This is a genomic window from Paeniglutamicibacter sp. NPDC012692, from assembly GCF_042901625.1.
Classification (GTDB): Bacteria; Actinomycetota; Actinomycetes; order Actinomycetales; family Micrococcaceae; genus Paeniglutamicibacter.
Map to the genome: position 1 here is coordinate 219,802 of NZ_JBIBDE010000001.1, position 18,723 is coordinate 238,524.

The 18,723-nt window shown below is 66.6% G+C and carries 17 protein-coding genes, 1 tRNA gene and 1 other RNA gene; 11 read left to right on the forward strand and 8 right to left on the reverse strand.

Features of this window, described 5'->3' with window-relative positions:
* Positions 1–154: 154 nt before the first annotated feature.
* Both ACFY5D_RS00890 and ACFY5D_RS00895 read left to right on the forward strand, forming a co-directional pair.
* Positions 155–895: a zinc ribbon domain-containing protein gene (locus ACFY5D_RS00890; protein WP_387523716.1), complete on the forward strand. Its 741-nt coding sequence runs from the start codon at positions 155–157 to the stop codon at positions 893–895.
* Entirely contained in the window at positions 892–1,410 is a 519-nt protein-coding gene (locus ACFY5D_RS00895; RefSeq protein ID WP_387523718.1) for a glyoxalase, read from the forward strand. Before ACFY5D_RS00890 ends, ACFY5D_RS00895 begins: the two co-directional genes overlap by 4 nt.
* On the opposite strand, the gene ACFY5D_RS00900 is transcribed toward ACFY5D_RS00895, so the two are convergent.
* Positions 1,407–2,192: a YaaA family protein gene (locus tag ACFY5D_RS00900; RefSeq protein ID WP_387523721.1), complete on the reverse strand. Its 786-nt coding sequence runs from the start codon at positions 2,190–2,192 to the stop codon at positions 1,407–1,409. The genes ACFY5D_RS00895 and ACFY5D_RS00900 overlap by 4 nt on opposite strands.
* Before the next feature lie 148 nt (positions 2,193–2,340).
* On the opposite strand from ACFY5D_RS00900, the gene rnpB reads away from it, so the two are divergent.
* From rnpB to ACFY5D_RS00930, 6 genes are all read left to right on the forward strand, one after another.
* An RNA gene (gene rnpB, locus ACFY5D_RS00905) (RNase P RNA component class A) lies at positions 2,341–2,706 on the forward strand.
* A 907-nt stretch (positions 2,707–3,613) separates the two neighbouring features.
* On the forward strand, positions 3,614–3,763 hold the full coding sequence (locus tag ACFY5D_RS00910; protein WP_387523724.1) for a hypothetical protein: 150 nt from the start codon (positions 3,614–3,616) through the stop codon (positions 3,761–3,763).
* Positions 3,764–4,257: 494 nt separating this feature from the next.
* Positions 4,258–4,584, forward strand: a complete 327-nt coding sequence (locus tag ACFY5D_RS00915; protein WP_387523727.1) for a hypothetical protein — start codon at positions 4,258–4,260, stop codon at positions 4,582–4,584.
* A 55-nt stretch (positions 4,585–4,639) separates the two neighbouring features.
* The gene (locus ACFY5D_RS00920) at positions 4,640–5,560 is read left to right on the forward strand and encodes an alpha/beta fold hydrolase (RefSeq protein WP_387523730.1); all 921 of its coding nucleotides are present in this window, start codon (positions 4,640–4,642) and stop codon (positions 5,558–5,560) included.
* A gap of 287 nt (positions 5,561–5,847) precedes the next feature.
* Complete coding sequence (locus ACFY5D_RS00925; protein ID WP_387523733.1) at positions 5,848–7,308, forward strand: glyceraldehyde-3-phosphate dehydrogenase; 1,461 nt, start codon at positions 5,848–5,850, stop codon at positions 7,306–7,308.
* A gap of 183 nt (positions 7,309–7,491) precedes the next feature.
* Positions 7,492–8,037: a hypothetical protein gene (locus tag ACFY5D_RS00930; RefSeq protein ID WP_387523736.1), complete on the forward strand. Its 546-nt coding sequence runs from the start codon at positions 7,492–7,494 to the stop codon at positions 8,035–8,037.
* A gap of 24 nt (positions 8,038–8,061) precedes the next feature.
* Here the strand turns inward: ACFY5D_RS00930 and ACFY5D_RS00935 are convergent, their stop codons facing one another.
* The 7 genes from ACFY5D_RS00935 to ACFY5D_RS00965 all read right to left on the reverse strand — a co-directional run bounded on the left by ACFY5D_RS00935 (position 8,062) and on the right by ACFY5D_RS00965 (position 13,013).
* A complete protein-coding gene (locus ACFY5D_RS00935; RefSeq protein ID WP_387523739.1) occupies positions 8,062–8,901 on the reverse strand; it encodes an acyltransferase domain-containing protein in 840 nt (279 codons plus the stop codon).
* A gap of 103 nt (positions 8,902–9,004) precedes the next feature.
* The gene (gene def / locus ACFY5D_RS00940; RefSeq protein WP_387523742.1) at positions 9,005–9,577 is read right to left on the reverse strand and encodes a peptide deformylase; all 573 of its coding nucleotides are present in this window, start codon (positions 9,575–9,577) and stop codon (positions 9,005–9,007) included.
* Between the two features lie 85 nt (positions 9,578–9,662).
* Entirely contained in the window at positions 9,663–10,823 is a 1,161-nt protein-coding gene (locus ACFY5D_RS00945) for an acyl-CoA dehydrogenase family protein (protein ID WP_387523745.1), read from the reverse strand.
* Between the two features lie 146 nt (positions 10,824–10,969).
* A tRNA-His gene (locus ACFY5D_RS00950) sits at positions 10,970–11,045 on the reverse strand.
* Positions 11,046–11,185: 140 nt separating this feature from the next.
* A complete protein-coding gene (orn, locus tag ACFY5D_RS00955; protein WP_387523748.1) occupies positions 11,186–11,803 on the reverse strand; it encodes an oligoribonuclease in 618 nt (205 codons plus the stop codon).
* Positions 11,804–11,813: 10 nt separating this feature from the next.
* Positions 11,814–12,089, reverse strand: coding sequence for a hypothetical protein (locus ACFY5D_RS00960; protein ID WP_387523751.1), 276 nt, complete (start codon positions 12,087–12,089; stop codon positions 11,814–11,816).
* A gap of 699 nt (positions 12,090–12,788) precedes the next feature.
* The gene (locus ACFY5D_RS00965) at positions 12,789–13,013 is read right to left on the reverse strand and encodes a hypothetical protein (protein WP_387523754.1); all 225 of its coding nucleotides are present in this window, start codon (positions 13,011–13,013) and stop codon (positions 12,789–12,791) included.
* 371 nt (positions 13,014–13,384) lie between these two features.
* Between ACFY5D_RS00965 and mptB (ACFY5D_RS00970) the strand changes: the two genes are divergently transcribed.
* The 3 genes from mptB (ACFY5D_RS00970) to ACFY5D_RS00980 all read left to right on the forward strand — a co-directional run bounded on the left by mptB (ACFY5D_RS00970) (position 13,385) and on the right by ACFY5D_RS00980 (position 18,284).
* Positions 13,385–15,250 (forward strand): polyprenol phosphomannose-dependent alpha 1,6 mannosyltransferase MptB, encoded by a 1,866-nt coding sequence (gene mptB / locus ACFY5D_RS00970; RefSeq protein WP_387523757.1) that lies wholly within the window; start codon positions 13,385–13,387, stop codon positions 15,248–15,250.
* Positions 15,251–15,321: 71 nt separating this feature from the next.
* Positions 15,322–16,959 (forward strand): polyprenol phosphomannose-dependent alpha 1,6 mannosyltransferase MptB, encoded by a 1,638-nt coding sequence (mptB, locus tag ACFY5D_RS00975; protein WP_387523759.1) that lies wholly within the window; start codon positions 15,322–15,324, stop codon positions 16,957–16,959.
* Positions 16,959–18,284: a glycosyltransferase family 87 protein gene (locus ACFY5D_RS00980; protein WP_387527517.1), complete on the forward strand. Its 1,326-nt coding sequence runs from the start codon at positions 16,959–16,961 to the stop codon at positions 18,282–18,284. The genes mptB (ACFY5D_RS00975) and ACFY5D_RS00980 overlap by 1 nt, the downstream gene beginning before the upstream one ends.
* The last annotated feature ends 439 nt before the right edge of the window (positions 18,285–18,723 follow it).

Genomic DNA, 18,723 nt, shown 5'->3' on the forward strand with positions numbered 1-18,723 from the left:
GCCCGAACCGCCAGGGCGCAACGCCGCTGTCCGCCACCCCGGCGGGTCGGGCACCGTGCGCCCGCCCCCGGCACACTAATGTTGTGGCTAGGCGATCACCGATCGCCTAGTGCCCGCGGCATAGGCGGGCGCAGAGCGTATTGCGGAGGACACCATGGCAAAGGCAGCACCGGCGGAACAACTTCGACTCCTGGACCTGGCCCGGCTCGATTCGGAGATCACGAAGCTCAAGCGCACCATCGCCGAGGCCTCCAACGATGCCGAGGTCGACGCCGCGCAGGTGCAGCTCGCCGAGTCCGGCGCCGCACTGGCAGGGGTGCTCGCCCGATTGACCGCGCAGCAGGCCGCGCTGAAGGATTCCGAGGCAGCCGTCGAGAAGGTCACCGCGCACATCAACAAGGACCAGAAGCGGATCGACACCAACGCCGGCTCCGCCAGCGACATGATGGCGCTCTCCCACGAGGTCGAGTCGCTGACCAAGCGCCGCAGCGACCTCGAGGATGCCGAACTGGAGATCATGGGCGAACTGGAGGAGATCCAGGCCGAGCACGACGCCGCGGCGGCACTCAACACCCAACGCTCCGCGGAGCTCGACGCCCACACGGCCCGCCGCGATGCTGCCGTTGCCGCGCTGAAGGAAGAGCTGGCGGCCGTCGAGGCCCGGCGCAAGGAATCGGCAGCCAGCTTCGACGAGGGCCTGTTCACCATCTACGAGCGCATCCGCACGCGCTCCGGCATCGGTGCTGCCCGTCTGTTCCATGGAACCTCCGAGGCCAGCGGCATCGCCCTGGCAGCCGGAGACCTCGCGGAAATCAAGGCGGCCCCCGCCGACGAAATCGTCTTCTGCCCCGACTCCGGCGCCATCCTGGTTCGCAGCAGCGAATGGGGCGCGTGAGCCAGCCGGGCACAACCCCCGGCCACGCTGCAACCGAATCCCCGGGATCGACGCCCGTGCCGGAAGCCGCCGTCGTGGCACGCAGCGGCCGCCTGCACCACACGGAAATCTGGGTCCGCGACGTCGAGGCGTCCCGCGCCACCATCGGTTGGCTGCTGGAGCAGGTCGGCTACGTTCCGGGGGAGCCCTGGGCCAACGGCACGAGCTACCAGGGGGCGCACGACTACATCGTGCTCGAATCGGGACCCGACGTTCTGCCCGTTGCACACCGGCGCTGCGCCCCGGGGGTCAACCATCTGGCGTTCGCGGCGGGCAGCCGGAAGCGTGTCGACGGGATCGCGTCCGCTGCCATGGAGCGCGGGTTCCGGCTGCTGTTTGCCGACGCCCATCCGTTCGCCGGCGGGCCGCGGCACTACGCCGCGTACCTTGCCGATCCGGACGGATTCGAGTTCGAGCTGGTCGCCGACGAGTCGAACGGATTGCCGGCAACGGGTCGAGATTCCGTGGGCTGCTAGCCCACGGCCCTGAACGCGTGGTCTTCGGGCAGGATGATGTTCAGCTGGTGCGCCTTGCGTGCGGTCCCGGGCACGAGCTCCGCCTCCCAGCGTTCCCGTGCAGCTGCCAGCAGCTCCTCGGGCGTTGCCACCTCGGTGCCGCGCGTGAGCAGGTGCGCGGCCAGTTCGCCGCGCGTGTGCTTGGCGAAGTGCGAGACGACCTTGCGCACACCGCCGCGCAGCTGGAACACCGAAACGCCGACGGTCTGCCCGGGCGCCGGAACCCATGCCGCGGCATAGGTGCTGGAACGGCAATCGACCACCAGGTCGCCGGCGGCCCGATCGTTGAGCACCGGGGTCAGCTTCGGCTTCCACCAGCTGGCCAGCTTGCCGATCTCCGGCAGCTTCACGGACATGGACAACCTGTACGCCGGGATCCGGTCCGCGAAGCCGACGGCGCCCCACAGCGCGGAGATCACCAGGATGCTCCGGTCGGCCAGTTCCTGTTGTGCGGCTGTGAGCCGTTCGTAGCCGAGCGCCTCGAAGAGCACCCCGGTGTAGACGGCATGGGCCGCCGCGGCTGGCTCCCGGTGCAGCTCGATGTTGCGGGTGACCTCCTCGACCAGCGACTTGCCCACGCCGAGCACCTCAAGGGCATCCTCGCCGCGCGAAACCCCGGCCAGCACGTCCAGGAGTTGGTGGCGGTGCGGGTTCAGTTCGGGGAACTGCAGGGCATCGGCGTCGAACGGTTCGCCGCTTGAAGCGGGTTGTTTGCCCTCGGAGGGCGGAAGCAAAATCAGCACCCATCGATACTAATCGCCCGGCCATTCAAACCCGCTTTCGTGAATACGGCACGGCTTCATTGACAGGTCCCGTCCATTTCAGAAGGTCAGGTTGTCCGCCTCGAATGGCCAAACCTCGATCCAAAAGGGACTAGACTTGAACGCTGGACGGGATGGCCGGACGATCGCGTGCCACGCAAGTGGCCCGAGGAACGTCCGGGCTCCACAGAACAGGGTGGTGGGTAACGCCCACTCGGGGAAACCCGCAGGCCAGTGCCACAGAGAATAGACCGCCCGCATTCGTGCGGGTAAGGGTGAAACGGTGGTGTAAGAGACCACCAGCGCCCCAGGTGACTGGGGCGGCTAGGTAAACCCCACTCGGAGCAAGGTCAGACAGACTACTGGGTTGTTCGCTCAATGTAGTCGGGTGGACTGCTTGAGGGTGTCGGCAACGGCACTCCTAGATAGATGATCGTCACCGCGATTCGGGTAACCGACCGCGGCACAAAACCCGGCGTACAGGCCATCCCGTCCAATCAAAACCCCTTGCATCCCTTTTTATTACTGGGAAGCATGGGGTTTTTGTGTTGCCCTTGATTGTGGTCATCAGGGGTCGAATCAAAGGGCTTGCCGGATCTAAAGTGCGTCCAAAGTGCCAGGCACGTGACTTCCATTCTGGTAGCCCTGGTATTAGGGGCAGCCAATAGCTTCTGAAACATGGAGTCTGTTGCGGTGCGATTCACTGCGTCCGGCCAAGCGCTTTGGGTGCGCAGGCAAGTGCGCGTGTGAAGCGTGGTTGCCGAACCCGTCCGTCGGTTCGAGCGGGTGAAGCGGTGGCGGACGGAGCAGCGGGCGCCGAAGGGCGAGCCGTTCCGGGTCGACGCGCTGGTGTGGCGGTGCAAGTCTGCTTCGGTGCGAATACTTCGGAACCGGTGGCGTGGAAGGTTGGTGCATTACCAACCAGTTGGCGGGTTCGGGAGGCGAATGCTTGACGATGAATGAGTCCCGTCCGATATGAAACGAAATGGGCGGTGTGCCCAAATTTTCAAACCGACCTGTTAGCGTCAAATTCTGATTACAGAAAGGGGTGCGGATGTCACAATATTGGGAACTTCTAGACGGGATAACCGGAGTGATCAAATCCCCGACACTACTCGTCGGAGCATACGCCCAACTGGTCAAAGCCAAACAGCCAGACCGGAAGCGAAAGCAAAAAAGAACATAGAGCCACTTCCCGCCTAATCGAAGTAGGTGGGAACTAGCCCACCCCATAACTATGACACCAACATCATCTTGAAGATCAACAAAACAACAGCCCTCATCGTAGTGCTGGCACTAGTGGTATTTATCCTTCCGCTGCCAACCATTCCCCGATTCATCGTCGCCTGCGTGGCGCTCGGGATTGCCATTCGGTCCGTGACTAAAGCGCGCAAGGAGTCGCAATGACCGTCCGCTATCTGGCCATGGTGGGCATCACCACTCGCCTGGGCATCTCGCCCAACACGATCAAGAAGTATGCCGACGACGGGCCCAAGAGCGTCCTCGGCTGGTTGTCCGAAACTATCGGCACCTGGAACGCCAACCGCCCATGACGAGGGCGGAGGGCGACGAGCATTGGTGGTGATACTCAAAGCGGGTAGTGCTTAGTGCGAAGATGGGCCCCGCTGCTCACGGCGGGGCCCATCCGTTTCGTAGATGCCGCTTGGGGGTTGGCATCTACATTCGCAAACACAGGCACTTGGGGAACGCCTGCTCCGCCGAAACCCTGCCGACATCTTCAGGAACTGATTATTGGGCTCTGAAAATGGGGTTCCACCAGAACGGGGGAATGGCGGCGACCTTTCCTGAGGCCCGTTGGCGGGATTGGGTTTCGCAACTATATCTAGTTGTCAGAGTGACGTTACGCCCGAAACCGAACGTTGTCTATTGTTCGTTTGGCCACTATTTGTGACCAGGAAATCCCCGGATCCATGTTCCCGATTGACGACAGTCTCCTCCTGAAACGCAAAACAGCCTCACCCACTCAAGAGTGCCCCCGTTGGTGTAGATCCACTTTCCGTCGCCCGCGCGCAGCTAGACTCGGGCCATGGAATGGTTGCTCTGGCTCGTTGGCGTCCCGGTGGCGTTGTTGCTGCTGCTGTGGGCCGCATCGAAATTCTCATTCCCCGAAAGGCCCGCCGGCACCAACGGTTCCTCCGGCTTTTTCGACGCCTTGAACGATGTGTACAACCCGTCGTCAACCGCCGCGCGCATCGAACGAGACGAACAAAAGCGCAGGATCGTTGAGTCGGCCCGGGGACAGGACAGGGATCCCCTGACCGGCTTCCACCTGATCGAACCGTCCGATCCCGAGGATGGATCGGACGGCGGATCGGACGACACGCCGTCGGGCGACACCCGGACCCCGCGATGATGTCCGATCAGCACCACGTGCCCGGCACCGGATCGGCACCGGGAAAGGTGAACTGATGAGAGCAATCGACATCGGCTGCAACGACGGATACCGCCTGCACGGGCACCTATTCGAACCGACCGTCTGGGGCATACCAGCCATGGGAGTCGTCGTCATCGCCGGCGCCACCGGGGTGCTGTCCACCTACTACCATCGCTACGCGGCGTTCCTCGCCGAACATGGATTCGCCGCCATCACCTTTGACTACCGCGGCATCGGCGCCTCCGCGCCCGAGACCCTCAGGGGATTCGAGGCCCGCTGGCACGACTGGGGCTACAAAGACATCGATGCACTGCTCCGTTGGGCCCGCACAAACCACCCCGGCCTGCCCCTGCATCTTGTCGGCCACAGCTTCGGCGGCTTCGGCGTGGGCCTCGCCGGGGAATCCAGGCACCTGGCCCGGATCCTCACGGTCGGGGCGCAGCACGCCCATTGGCGCGACTACGCACCCGGCCACCGCACCGGATTCCTGCGCCGCTGGCACGTGGCCATGCCCTTCGCCACCCTGCGCCACGGGTACTTTCCCGGCAGGAAGCGCGGCTGGCTGGAGGACCTGCCCAGGGGCGTGGCCCTGGACTGGGCGCGCAGCCGCAAGGATTTCACCGCGGTGCGCCGGGGACCGGCGGGCGCCGACATGCGCCGGAACCTGCAGGAACTGCGTGCGCCGATCCTCGCCGTGGCCGCCACCGACGATCCCTTCGCCACGCCGCAAGCCATGCGGCGGGCCCTGGCCTATACCCCGAATGCGCGGCACCTGGTGGTCAGGATCTCCCCGCGGGAACTGAACCAGCAGGATCTTGGGCACTTCGCGTTGTTCCACGCGCGCTTTGCCGACACCTTCTGGGCCGACACGCTCACGTGGCTGGGTGACGGCGCGAATCCGTGGGCCATGCCGCGTGAACCGGCGCAGTCGTTGCCGATCCAGGGCCCGCAATAGCTGCAAGCGAACGACCGCCCACCAGCACCGGTGCTTTGGGCCCTGCCTGATCCGCGGGTGCCCTTCGACGGCGCCTGCCGCGCCGCCGGAAACCGGCGGCGCGGCCCTCCTGTGATCGACCTCACCGGCCGGTTACGCCCAGCGCGCCGCGCACCGACTAGAATGGTTAGCGGGCCACGGCCCACGGGGAAAGATCCTGATACCCCACACAACCGTTTCTGCAAAGGTGCTTTTACGGTAGCAACCGGCTCGAGGATCACCAGCCGGCTGAATTGGAAGGATTTTCAGTGACCCAGCAGTCTGTCGCAGCCCTACAGGAATGGAGCGGGCGCGAAGAGCTCGCCGAGGCCATGATCCCGTTGATCGGTCGTCTGTACCGCAACAACAACGTGGTGACCTCGATCTACGGCCGCAAGCTGATCAACCAGTCGGCCATCAACATCCTCAAGGCACACCGCGTGGTCCGCCGCATCGAGGGCGAAGAGCTCTCGATCGAGCAGACGATGCCGTTGCTCCAGGCCATCGACTCCCTGAACGTCGGCGCCGTCTCGATCGACCTGGGCCGCATGAACAAGAAGTTCGTCGAATCCGGCTCCTCGGACCTGGTTGCCTTCCTCACCGAGGAACTCGGCGAGAAGGTCGGCCAGGCTGGCGCCACCGACGCCGAACCGACCGACGTCGTGCTCTACGGCTTCGGCCGCATCGGCCGCCTGCTGGCCCGCATCCTCATCGAACGCGGTGGCTACGGCCTGCGCCTGCGCGCCATCGTCGTGCGCAAGGGCTCGGACGACGACATCGTCAAGCGCGCCTCGCTGCTGCGCCGCGACTCGGTCCACGGCCCGTTCGACGGATCGATCACCGTCGACGAGGAAAACAACACCATCCTCGCCAACGGCACGCTGATCCAGGTCATCTACTCGAACGACCCGGCCACCGTCGACTACACCCAATTCGGCATCAACAACGCCATCGTGGTGGACAACACCGGCCGCTGGCGCGACGAGGCCGGCCTGTCCCAGCACCTGCAGGCCAAGGGCGTTGCCCGCGTCCTGCTCACCGCACCGGGCAAGGGCAACCTCAAGAACATCGTCCACGGCATCAACCACACGGACATCACGGCCGACGACAAGATCGTCACCGCCGCATCCTGCACCACCAACGCCATCACCCCGGTGCTCAAGGCGCTGAACGACCGCTTCGGCGTCGTGCACGGCCACGTCGAGACGGTCCACTCGTTCACCAACGACCAGAACCTGATCGACAACTTCCACAAGGGCGAGCGCCGCGGCCGTTCGGCTGCGCTGAACATGGTCATCACCGAGACCGGTGCCGCCAAGGCAGTTGCCAAGGCCCTGCCGGAGCTCGAAGGCAAGCTCACCGGCAACGCCATCCGCGTCCCAACCCCGGACGTTTCCATGGCGATCCTGAACCTGAACCTGGAAACGGCCACGGACAAGGACGAGCTGAACAACTACCTGCGCGAGACCTCGCTGGGCGCCGAGCTGCACAAGCAGATCGACTACATCGATTCGCCAGAGGTCGTCTCGAGCGACTTCGTCGGCTCGCGCCGCGCCGGCATCGTTGACGGCCTGGCCACCATCGCCAACGGCAAGAACGCCGTCGTCTACGTCTGGTACGACAACGAATTCGGCTACTCCTGCCAGGTGGTCCGCGTCATCGAAACGATGGCCGGCACCCACCCGGTGGCGGTTCCCGCCATCGCCGCGACCCAGGCCCTCGGCGTCTAGGTTTAGGCGCCGCAGCGAGGCGGGCCGCACCCTTCGAGTTTTCGATGGGCGCGGCCCGCTTCCCCATTTAACGGGCGTGGGCCGGCCACGACTGCGCCGGGGACGACTGCGCGGTGGTGAAGGAGTGGCCGTGGTGGCGCGGCCGGGGCTGCGGCCTCGGGTTTTTGCGGCTAGGGTCTTTCCATGGATTCCCAACGACAGGCCGGACTCGCCGGTGCGCGGCGCGCCGGCGTAAGGCACCCCGGCGCACCCCGGATCCGCATGTGGCCGGCATTGGCGGCGGCCGGCGTGTGCCTCGGGTTGCCGTTGCTGGCCTCCTGCAGCACCAATCCCGGCGCGAACCCCTCGGCCGAACCGGGCGGCGGCAGCGTTCGGCCGTTGGAGCTGACGCTCTCCGAGAGCGACCCGCGGCTGATCCGCACCAACGCGGCCATCGGCGGCGCATCGATGCAGGCGCTGTTGACCGGGACGCTGAGCGTGGGGAGAGGCAATTGCCTGGGCGTCGCCACCGACAAGGGGATCGCCATCCCGGCATTCCCGCAAACGGCGGTGCTGCTGGACGGCGGACGCATCGGGATCGACATCCAGGGCCGTCAGTTCCGGGTGGGCGACCAGGTGTCCTTCGGCGGGGGACTGACGGTGCTGGGCGAGGACGAGAAACCCGCACTGGCGCCCTGCCTCGGCGAGGGGGACACGGACGTCTTCCTCATCGAGTCCTTCGGGCCCTGAGCGGGCGCCGGGGGAGGGGAGGCGTCAGGCCCGGGGCTCCGGCCACGCGCAAACGCCCTTGGCGATCTGCCAGGTGCCGCCGGCGTCGATGCGCTCGAGCACCAGGCGCTGCAGCGACGAATCGCGCGGCAACGTCGCCGGGTCGGTGCCCTTCGGCACGCGGAACGTGAAGTACAGCGCGTCGTGGGGCTGGTCGCGCGGCTCCACGTTGGAGAAGCGCGCGGCGAACTTCGCCATGTTCGATGCCGGCAGGCCCGCCGACAGGTAGGGGTCAAGCAACCAGGAGTCGCAGGAAGCGTGGTCGATCCGGGCGTCGGGGAAGTGGCGCGCGACGAACGCCGCGGCCAGTGCCAGGGACTCGTCCACCGCGCCCGGGTCCAGCGGCCCGTCCTCGGGAATGTGCAGGCCGATGATCCACGGGCCCTTCGGCGACTCGCGGTGCAGGTGGTGTTGCAGGCGCCCGAGCCGGAACAGCAGCCCGGAGAGGTGCAGCAGCACCCACGACCAGGCGTCCATGCCGAAGCCGCCGTGGGTCCGCCGGTGCAGCTCCATCTGCTTGCCGATGTCGGCGAACGTCGCCTCGATCACCGCGGGGGAGACGCCGGAGCGTTCCAGCCGTTCGGCCGCCACCGGGGCGAAGCGCAGGATGGCCTCGATCCACTGGTTCTCCCCGACGCCGTCGAGCTGCGTGAGCGCGGGCGCCGCGGCGTCGCGCCAGCGGGCGTCGAGCGTTTCCAGGGCACGCTGCGTCCCGGGGTCGGCCGGGGTGCCCAGCATCCGGGTGCAGGCCTGCCGGTCGACGTCCGGGATCGCGCACAGGTCGAGGATGGCGGCTGCCGTTTCTGGGCCGTGGGTGACGGTCATCGGATCGGGGTTCCTGGTTCTGTGCACAAGCGCGGATGGGTTTTTGCCGGTCCCCGGGGCGGTTCCGGCAATGCTCGGAACCGGCGGAGGGGACCGGAGAGTCCTAGTGGCCGAACGGGTCCTCGTCGGTGCCCGGCAGCCAGGTCAGCCCGGGGACGCCCCATTCGAGGGACTTCTTGGCCTTCTTCCAACGCTTGGCCCACTTCTCGTTGAGCTTGTCCACGTAGAGGTAGCCGTCCAGGTGGTCGTACTCGTGCTGCATGATGCGCGCGAACCAGCCGGTGGCGTCGAAGGAAACCGGGTTGCCGTCGCCGTCGAAACCTTCCACGCGGGCGAACTCGGCGCGCTTGAGCGGGAAGTTCAGCGCCGGGGCCGACAGGCAGCCCTCGACGTCGTCATCCGGGTCCGGGTTGGCCTGCGAGACCTTCGAGAGCGTCAGGCGCGGGTTGACCACGACGCCGCGGGTCGGCGCGTCGTCCTCGTGCTCGTACTCGTAGGTGAAGAGGCGCAGTCCGACGCCGACCTGCGGTGCGGCAAGGCCCACGGCGTTGGCGGCGTCCATCGTCTCGTACATGTCCGCGATCAGCTGGCGCAGTTCGTCGTTGAACTCGGTGACCTCCCGGGCGCGGGTGTGCAGCACGGGTTCGCCGTAGATGGTGACTGGACGGATGCTCAAGACTTGCTCCTTGTGATGACGTGCCGGCCGGGCAGTGGTGCGGCCGAAGGTGTTGATTCCCGATCCCGCGCGGTGCGGGAGCCGGCTAGGACCCGGCGCCCAGCGAACGGCCGATGCTTTCGCGCATGATCTCGCTGGTGCCGCCGAAGATCGTCAGCAGGCGGGCGGCGAGGAACGACTGGGCGATCGGGTACTCGAGGATGTAGCCGTAGCCGCCGTGGATCTGCAGGGCGCGGTCGCTGATCGACTTGGCCCGCTCGGACGCCCACAATTTTACCTGTGCGGCCGCGATCTCATCGAGTTGACCCTCGTTGAACGCGAGGACCGCGCGGTCGACGTATCCCTCGGTGACCTCGACCTCGGTCAACAGGTCGGCCAGGACGAATCGGGTGTTCTGGAACTGCAGCAGGTTGTCGCCGAACGCGTGGCGGTCCGTGGCGTACTGCAGGGCCTGGTTGTAGGAGGCGCGGGCCACGGCGGAGGCCGCGACGGCGATGGCCAGGCGCGCCTGGGGCAGCTGTTCCTTCACGTAGCGCAGGCCCGCCCCGAGCTCGCCGATCAGGTCGGTACCGGGCACGCGCACCTCGTCGAAGAAGAGCTCGGCGGTGTCCGAGGCCCGCACGCCCATCTTGTCCAGCTGGTTGCCCGGGGTGTAGCCCTCGGTCTTGCCCACCATGAAGAGGGAGTAGGAGTCGGCGTTGCCGCGGCCGGTGCCGCCGTCGGTGCGGGCCAGCACCACCGAGGCGTCGCCGGTGACGCCGTTGCCGATGAACGTCTTCTGGCCGGTGACCAGCCAGTCGTCGCCGTCGCGCACCGCCTTGGTGCGCACGCCGCGCAGGTCGGATCCGCAGCCGGGTTCGGTCAGGGCGCAGGAGGTGACGATCGAGCCGTCGGCCATCCCGGGCAGCCACTTGGCCTTCAGCTCGTCCGAGCCGTAGTTCAACAGGTAGGGGAGCACCAGGTCGTCGTGCAGGTGGAAGGCCAGGGCGACACCCAGGTGGCCGGCTGCGACGAATTCCTCGTCCATGACCGTGCGGAAACGGTAGTCGTCGATCCCCATGCCGCCGAATTCCTCGGGAATGGCCAGGCCCAGCAGGCCGGCCTCGCCGGCGGCTGTCCACATGCTGCGCGGCATCTGGTGTGCTTCGTCCCACTGTGCGTAGTGCGGGGAGAGCTCGCGGACGTTGAACTCGGTGGCAAGTTCGCGGAACTGCTCGTGGTCTTCTTCGAAGAGTGAACGCTTCATCTGTGACTACCCTCTCTGCCGTGGGCCGGGGATCGGATTCCCGTCCACATTCAATTGTCCGTTGGTCCCGCCCGCATGCGCGGTGCGATTCGTGCACCGCCCGGGTATGGGAAAAGCCGCTCCGGATAAATCCGGAGCGGCTTCATTGGGGTGAGTAACGGGGATTGAACCCGCGACCTTCTGGACCACAACCAGACGCTCTGCCAACTGAGCTATACCCACCAAGTTCGCCGTGAGGCTAGTTGCTTCGCTCTTCGTTCTTTCGTCCGAACCGCTTGGCAACGAGAACTATCTTACACACACTTTGGGGTGGAGTGCCAACTCGGATTGCCCCCTTTTTGGTGTGTTCTGCGCCACAGTGCCTAATCAGCCTGTTTTTCGGCGACGATGCGCTCCGCGATGGCCTTGGCTTCGGCCGAGTCCGGGCCTGGCGCAGGGACCATGACGGCGGCCCGGTAGTACTTCAGTTCGTCGATGGAATCCTTGATGTCGCCCAGGGCGCGGTGGTTGCCGGTCTTGGCCGGCGCCTGGAAGAAGGCGCGCGGGTACCAGCGGCGGGCGAGTTCCTTGATGGTGGAGACATCGAGGATGCGGTAGTGCAGGTGGTCGATGACCTCTGGCATGTCGCGCACCAGGAAGGTCTTGTCGGTTCCGACCGAGTTGCCGGCCAGCAGGGCCTTGTTGGCCTCGGGGGCGTGGGAGCGGATGTAGTCCATGACGACCTTCGTGGCCTCCTCCATGGAGAGGCCGGCGTCGAGCTCGTCGATCAGGCCGCTGGTGACGTGCATGTTGCGCACGAAGTCGTTCATCTGGTCCATGGCCTCGGCCGAGGGCTTGATCACCACGCTGACACCGTCGCCGAGGACGTTCAGTTCCGCATCGGTCACCAGGACCGCAACTTCGATCAAGGCGTCGTGTTCCAGGCTCAGGCCCGTCATCTCGCAGTCGATCCATACAATTTTTTCAGCTGAAATAGGCACAGGCCCCAATTTACCCGATGGGTGAGGCAATCCCCGGCTGCGGATCGGGGCGGAACACGTAGGTGCGAGTGGGGGCAAGCTGGGCCATTGGGGGTGTGTTTGCCCGCTGGTACCTGTGTGCCGCGTCGGCGCTCCGTGCCCGTTTGATGGTTTCGGCCCGGCGGGTGACCACGCGCTGTCGGGCGTTGGTGGTGTGGTGGTTCCACCAAGCGATGCAGCGGTGGATCGTGCGGGCCCATGCGCGGCGGCCGGGATGGTCGCTGACGTTCGGGGCGAAATGCCGCATGGCGGTGAACCGGGGTTCGATCCGGTTGGGCCGTGGAGAAGGGCGCCTGGCCGGTTCCCGGGAAGGATGCGCCTTCGTTGTGCAACAGTATGCGCAGGGCCTCGTGGGTGGTGCCGCCAGCAACCCCTGCACGACCAGGTGGTTGGCCGGGACCGGCAGAACGCAAGCGGAAAGCGGAAAGCGGGAGGTCATGGTCGGCCGGGTGCCCCAGGGAGATCCTGCGGTTCTAGTCGCGCTGCGCATCGGTGAATTTCACGGGCCGCCCGCCGATGTAATAGTGGTTCAGCGAGTCGAATCCGTCGGTGTCGAAGTTGTGTCGCATGTCGCGGACCTGGCCCGGGCTGGTGAATGCGTCCTGTGCGCTCCCAGCCAGGTCGCCGCGAGGCCCGAACCGCGACGCACGGTCTGCCGCAACCGGCCCTCTCCGTCATGGTCGGTTTCCCGCACCGTCTCACTGTGTGAGTTTGGTGCCCCGGGAAACGCGCATCCAGTTGCGGCCAGTACACCGGGTGCACATCGGGAAACGATTCTGTTTGTCACACCAGGCAAGCAATCCTTGCGCGCCGTGGTGGTCAGTCCTGGTTTGCGAGTTGGACCGTGCCGTCGAAGACGAGAAGAGCGGCCCCCGGGAGGCTTGCTTCCGGAGACCGCTCAATCCTGCATGGCGAGGAACGACCCTATATAGGTGCGTCCGATGTGTCAGGAGCGCTTGGAGCCCGACGAACCCGCGGAACCCGATGCGCCGAGGTACCAAATCAGGAAGAACACCGCCAGGCAGGTGCCGGCCAGTGCGATCGCCGCGTTGGTGGCCATTCCCAATGCGGGGGCGGAGAAACCGAGCAACACCGCCAGGAATGCACCCCACCCCATCAGGCCGTGGTTGCGCGTGGTTGGTGAAGCTGGAGCCTTGGCTCGTCGGCCCATGGAGGGAATCCCCGTTTCTGCTGTGCGTGTTTGGTGTTTGGCGATTGGCGTTTCCGGCGTCGACCGCACGCCGGGATCGACCGAAATCCGCCACCGGCGCACGGATGCGGTGTCCATGCGCGTGGGTCGGGCCGATTCGGTCGAATCCAAGCCTATGCGCCGTGGCTGACGGAAACCCGGGAGCCACGCGAGGCGCACGTGAAGCGCATGTGAGCTGCGGCGCAACCGCCGGGGGCATCCGGGGGTTTGGGGGTTTGCGATGCTAGGATCGGACTTGATTTTTCGCAGGATTGGGCGATCTTGCGCGCCCCGGCGCCGGTTGCGCCGGCGAGCGGATGGCGCACCACGGCGGATGTAAGGAGAGGGGCCAGATGGAGTCGAAGCACCCCGCGGATACAGGCGGCGGCCTTTCCCCACACCCCACGGGCAAGCAGCGGGCCGAGTCCGGTTCCGCCGGCACGACGCACCCGCGAGCCCGGCACGGGATCCACCTTTCTCCGCTGATCCAGGGCGTGGTCGGGTCGTTCATGATCATGCTCGGATCCCTTGGCGTCGGCTGGCTTGCCAGCGTGTCCCCGATGAACCGCAACCCGCTGCTGATCGCGATCCGGACCGAGGAGTCCGGCGTGATCGCCAGCACCGTGGTGATGACCCTGGGCTGCTGGGTGCTTTTCCGCGCCTGGCTGCGCATGGGCCAGCAGCTGACCGGGTGGCCGGAGGGGTCGCTGGCGACCGTGCGGAAGGCAGTCTGGGCCTGGAGCATCCCGATGCTCTTTGCGCTGCCGATCTTCAGCCGCGACGTCTTCGCGTACATCGGCCAGGGCCGCCTGGTGGCAGCCGGGCAGGACCCGTACGTCGAGGGCATCTCCACGCTCAACAACTGGTTCCAGCTGGGCACCGACATCACCTGGGCCGAGGACGGCACCCCCTACGGACCGCTCTACCTGAACGTCGAGTACTGGGTGAACCGCCTGGTGGGGACGAGCCCGGACCTGTCGGTGTTCCTCTTCCGGCTGGTGGCCTTCGCCGGGGTCATCCTGTGCCTCGCCTACGTGCCGAAGCTCGCCGCCCTGCACAAGGTCTCCGGGGCCAAGGCCGCCTGGATCTCGGTGGCGAACCCGCTGTTCCTGATCAGCTTCGTGGCCAGTGCGCACAACGACGCCGTGATGGTGGGCCTGGCGCTGGCCGGCACCTACTACGCGGCGACGCGCCGCGGCGTGCTGGGCGTGGTGCTGGTGGCCGGTTCCATCGGCATCAAGCCGATCACGCTGGTGTTGCTGCCGTTCATCGGCCTGCTGTGGGCCGGGCCGGGCGCCAGCTGGGCCCGGATCATCCGCTACTGGTTCTACACCGCCGGCCTGGTGCTGGGCATCATGGCGTTGATCGGCTGGGCCAATGGCTACGGCTTCGGGTGGCTTTCGGTCATGCTGGGCACCGGCACCGGTGCCGTGATGTTCGCCCCGATGGGCGCGCTGAACGCCTTGCTGTCCGGGGCGCTGTCCACGATCGGCCTGCCCGTCGACTGGATCCTGCCGCTGCTCAAGCTCATCGGCCGGCTGGTCTCCGTGGGACTGGTGTTCCTGCTGATCTTCAAGGGCAAGTCGACGCACCTGATCCAGCGCATGGCCCTGGCCTTCTCCGCGCTGGTGATCCTCTCGCCGATCATCCAGCCCTGGTACATCCTCTGGCTGCTGCCGTTCTTCGCCGTCACCGGCATCCGCGACGACTGGCAGACGCTCTGGGTCTACTTCACCACCGCGTTCTTCATCGCCTTCGGCGCCGCGGACCAGATCTTTATCTGGCAGTTCCTGGGGGACCTGGACCCTTGGGTCAAGCACCTCTCCACCGGCATTTCCTGGGCCGCGATGTTCTACCTGGCGTTCCTTGACCCGCGCACGCGCGTGCTGTTCAGGAGCCTGGTTCCGGTGCGGTTCGGCGGACGGCACCCGGGCAAGGCGTTGGCCGTGCCCGGTGCATCGGCGACCGGCACGGTTGTCCCGGGCGCGCCGAATCCGCTGGCCGCGACTAATCCGGGTGCCGGTGCCCCCGCGGAACCGGAATCCGGCGTCCCGGGGGAGAGCGCGGGATCGGAAGCCGTGGGATCGGACGCCACGGGAAGCAACCCGACGGGAAAGAACCCCGCCGACGCACGCGCGATCGAAACGAAGCCCGCCGGCAAGAACGCCGGCAGGAAGGCCCCGGGGAACGCCGGGGACCGCGAGGTGCCCCGATCGTAGGCCCCGTCGATCCTCCACGCCAGGGGCCGCAACCCGCCGACGCACCGCCGCAAGGCACAGCCCGGCGGTTCGTGGCGACCACCCGTGCCCTGGAGTCCTTGCGCGAACGCAGCGCACGCGTACCCCTGCTGCGCCACCTCACCGGCGGCGGGGAAAACAGCCCCAACGTCGCGATCTGGCAGGGCCTGCTGGCCTCGCTGATGGTGATGGTCGGGTCCTGGGGCGTGGGCTGGATCCCGAGTTCCCAGGAGTCGATCCTGTCGCGCTCCAGGTTCCTGCTGCCGCTGCGTGTGGAAACCCTCGGCGTGGTCATCTGCACGTTGCTGCTCGCGCTGGGCTCGATGCTGCTCTTCCGCGCCTGGTTGCGGCTGCGCCAGCGGCTCCGGGCCGCCGACGCCCAGCCGCTGCGCGTGCTACGCCGGGCCATCTGGACCTGGTCGGCACCGCTCCTCCTGTCCTTCCCGATCCTCTCCCAGGACGTGTACTCCTACCTGGGGCAGGGCCGGCTCATGCACGCGGGCCGCTCCCCGTACGAGAACTGGGTGTCCCAACTCCCGGGCTGGTTCGCGCAGGGGGCCGACTCGCTCTGGGCCGAATCCTCCTCCCCGTACGGCCCGCTCTTCCTGATGTACGCGCGGTTCACCTACTTCGTCTCCGGCGGCGTTCCCGAGTACGGCGTCGCGATGATGCGCCTGGTGGCCGTCGCCGGGGTCGCCCTGTGCCTGTATGCGATCCCGCGGCTGGCCGAACACACCGGCGGCGACGGCGCCTGGGCCCTGTGGATCTCCGTGGCCAACCCGCTGTTCCTGCTGAACATGGTCGGCGGCGTGCACAACGACGGGCTGATGGTCGGCGGGGTACTGCTCGGCTTCCTGCTGGTCTTCCGCAAGAAGCACGTGCTGGGGGTGCTTGTCGCCGCGCTGGCCGTGGCCATCAAGCCGATCGTGGTGCTGGTGCTACCGTTCCTGGGCCTGGCCATGCTGCCGCGCGACGCCGGGCTGGGCGCGAAGGTCCGCGCCTGGGCGCTGACCGGAGCCGTGACCGGGGCCGTGCTGGGGCTGCTGGGCTGGGCCTCGGGTCTCTGGTTCGGCTGGATCGCGGCGATGGCGAACGCCGGGGGAGCGGCGTTCCCCTATGCCCCGGTCGGCCTGCTGGGCATGCTCGTCGGGTGGATCGGCTCGCTCTTCGGTGGGGACCTGCGGGCGATCGCCGGGGTGGTCTTCGCGATCTTCATGCTGCTCTCGCTGGTGCTGGTGTTCTGCCTGGCCATCCGGCGTCCGGCCGGCGAGCCGCTGCTCTACGCCGGTTACGCGCTCGGCGCGGCCGTGGTGCTGGCCCCGATCATCCAGCCCTGGTACCTGCTCTGGCTGATCCCGTTCTTCTCCCTCGGCCGCCGCTACCCGGTGGCCTGGGAACGCGCGCTGTACGTGCTGTGCCTGTTCCTGGTGCTGGCGGGCGTGGTCGACCAGCTGTCGGTCGGGCAGTGGATCTCGCTGATGTGGGTCCGCATCCTCGCCGCCATCGTCGGACTCGCCTACATGGGCTACCTGGTCTTCATCGACCCGAAGACCGCCGGCATGTTCGGCGCCGACCCGCGACGGCCGCGCGGCGCGCCGCCCGCGCTCCCCAAGATTTCCGCACTGCTTAAGTCCAAACGACTTAAATCCAAACGACCAAAACCCAGAAGAAACGAGGCAACCGGATCGTGATGCAACCGGTCAAGAACCTGTTCAACGCCCGGGAGGCCACCCGTCCGGTGATCATCGGGCTGCTGCTGCTCACCGCGCTCGGCGCCGCCATCGCCGTGCTGACCAAGCAGTGGTGCCGGGTCAACGGCTGGCCCGACGCCGAACAGCACCTGCACATGTGCTATTCGGACTTCACCCAGCTCTTCGGCACCCGCGGCATGGCCGACAAGCTCTTCCCGTACTTCACCGGGCTGCCGGCCGAGCAGGCGCTCGAGTACCCCGTGCTGCTGGCGATCATCGCAGGCCTGACGGCCATGGTGATCCCCGGGATCGGCTTCTCGCCCGAGCGCCAGCTCGCGTACTTCGACCTGAACTCGGCACTGTCCTTCATCTGCTGGGGCGTGATCGTGGTCGCCGTCGCGTACGCCGCACGGCACCGCAGCCGCGACGCCATCATGGTGGCGCTGGCCCCCGGCATCATCCTCACCAGCCAGCTGAACTGGGACCTGTGGGCCGTGATGCTCGCGATCCTGGGCCTGCTGGCCTTCTCCCGCAAGCACATCGTGCTGGCCGGCGTGCTGCTGGGCCTGGGCGCGGCAGCCAAGCTGTACCCGTTCTTCCTCTTCGGGGCGATCCTGGTGCTGTGCCTGCGCACCGGGCGCATGCGCCACTTCTGGGTGTCGCTGGCCTCCGGCGCCGGCGCCTGGCTGGTCATCAACGTGCCCTTCATGCTCACCGCGTTCGACGAGTGGAGCCGTTTCTACACCTTCTCCGGCGACCGCCCGGCGGGCAACTCCTCCATGTGGCTGGCCTTCGTCTGGACCGGCATGGACGGATCGACCATGTCCTACCTGTCCAACGGGCTCTTCGGCCTGGCCTGCCTGGGCATCGCGTACCTGGGGCTGACCGCCAAGCGCCGCCCGCGCATGGCACAGCTGGCGTTCCTGATCGTCGCCGCGTTCCTGCTGCTGGGCAAGGTCTACTCGCCGCAGTTTGTCATGTGGCTGATCCCGCTCTACGTGCTGGCGCGGCCCAAGTGGCGCGAATTCATCGTCTGGCAGGCGATCGAGGTGTTCCACTGGGTGTTCGTCTGGCTCTGGAGCGCCAAGTGGGTTTCCGGGCTGAAGTACTTCGGCGACAGCTGGGCGATCGAGATCCTCTACGGGATCGGCATCGTCGCGCACATGGCCATGCTCACCTACATCTGCGTGAAGATCATCGGGGACATCCGGAACCCGGAGCGCGACGTGGTGCGCGCCGACGGCACCGACGACCCGCTGGCCGGGCCGCTGGAGGGCCTCGAGGACAAATTCGTGCTGGGGCGCAAGGCAGGGAACCAGGCCTGACCCCCGCAACGCACGATTAGCGGCCGACCTTGATGAGGGCCGGTCAATGAACACGGGCTGAGCGGCTTCCGGAAGTTTTTCGGGGGCCGCTTTTTCCTTGCCCGCTCGAAGCCGGAGCTTGGCAAGGGCGGCAGCGCCACTACAAGCGACCGAACAACATCCTCCCAACCCTCGGACGCAACCAGGAAAGCACCGTGGAACAGTTGCCGGCAGCAAGGCCGGGACCATTCCCATGCCCTAAAACGAATCCGCCTCCGACTGCCCAAAGTAGACGGCAGTCGGAGGCGGGTTGGCGGCTTCAGGCTTAGCGGCCACGAATTCAACATCACCACAGTTGATTCCCAGCTCGTGAACAGCGTTCCCTTGCGAGTTCCCCACACGGTCAGAACATTCTCGGCTATGTGGACTTCAGCAGAGTCCGGGACTTGGCGGTGCGACA

Excerpts from the sequence above, each read along its gene's own strand:
- ACFY5D_RS00890 (WP_387523716.1), top strand. The coding sequence starts at position 155 with ATGGCAAAGGCAGCACCGGCGGAACAACTTCGACTCCTGGACCTGGCC.
- ACFY5D_RS00910 (WP_387523724.1), top strand. The coding sequence starts at position 3,614 with ATGACCGTCCGCTATCTGGCCATGGTGGGCATCACCACTCGCCTGGGC.
- ACFY5D_RS00915 (WP_387523727.1), top strand. The coding sequence starts at position 4,258 with ATGGAATGGTTGCTCTGGCTCGTTGGCGTCCCGGTGGCGTTGTTGCTG.
- ACFY5D_RS00920 (WP_387523730.1), top strand. The coding sequence starts at position 4,640 with ATGAGAGCAATCGACATCGGCTGCAACGACGGATACCGCCTGCACGGG.
- ACFY5D_RS00930 (WP_387523736.1), top strand. The coding sequence starts at position 7,492 with ATGGATTCCCAACGACAGGCCGGACTCGCCGGTGCGCGGCGCGCCGGC.
- ACFY5D_RS00935 (WP_387523739.1), bottom strand. The coding sequence starts at position 8,901 with ATGACCGTCACCCACGGCCCAGAAACGGCAGCCGCCATCCTCGACCTG.
- ACFY5D_RS00945 (WP_387523745.1), bottom strand. The coding sequence starts at position 10,823 with ATGAAGCGTTCACTCTTCGAAGAAGACCACGAGCAGTTCCGCGAACTT.
- ACFY5D_RS00960 (WP_387523751.1), bottom strand. The coding sequence starts at position 12,089 with ATGCGGCATTTCGCCCCGAACGTCAGCGACCATCCCGGCCGCCGCGCA.
- ACFY5D_RS00965 (WP_387523754.1), bottom strand. The coding sequence starts at position 13,013 with ATGGGCCGACGAGCCAAGGCTCCAGCTTCACCAACCACGCGCAACCAC.
- mptB (WP_387523757.1), top strand. The coding sequence starts at position 13,385 with ATGGAGTCGAAGCACCCCGCGGATACAGGCGGCGGCCTTTCCCCACAC.
- ACFY5D_RS00980 (WP_387527517.1), top strand. The coding sequence starts at position 16,959 with ATGCAACCGGTCAAGAACCTGTTCAACGCCCGGGAGGCCACCCGTCCG.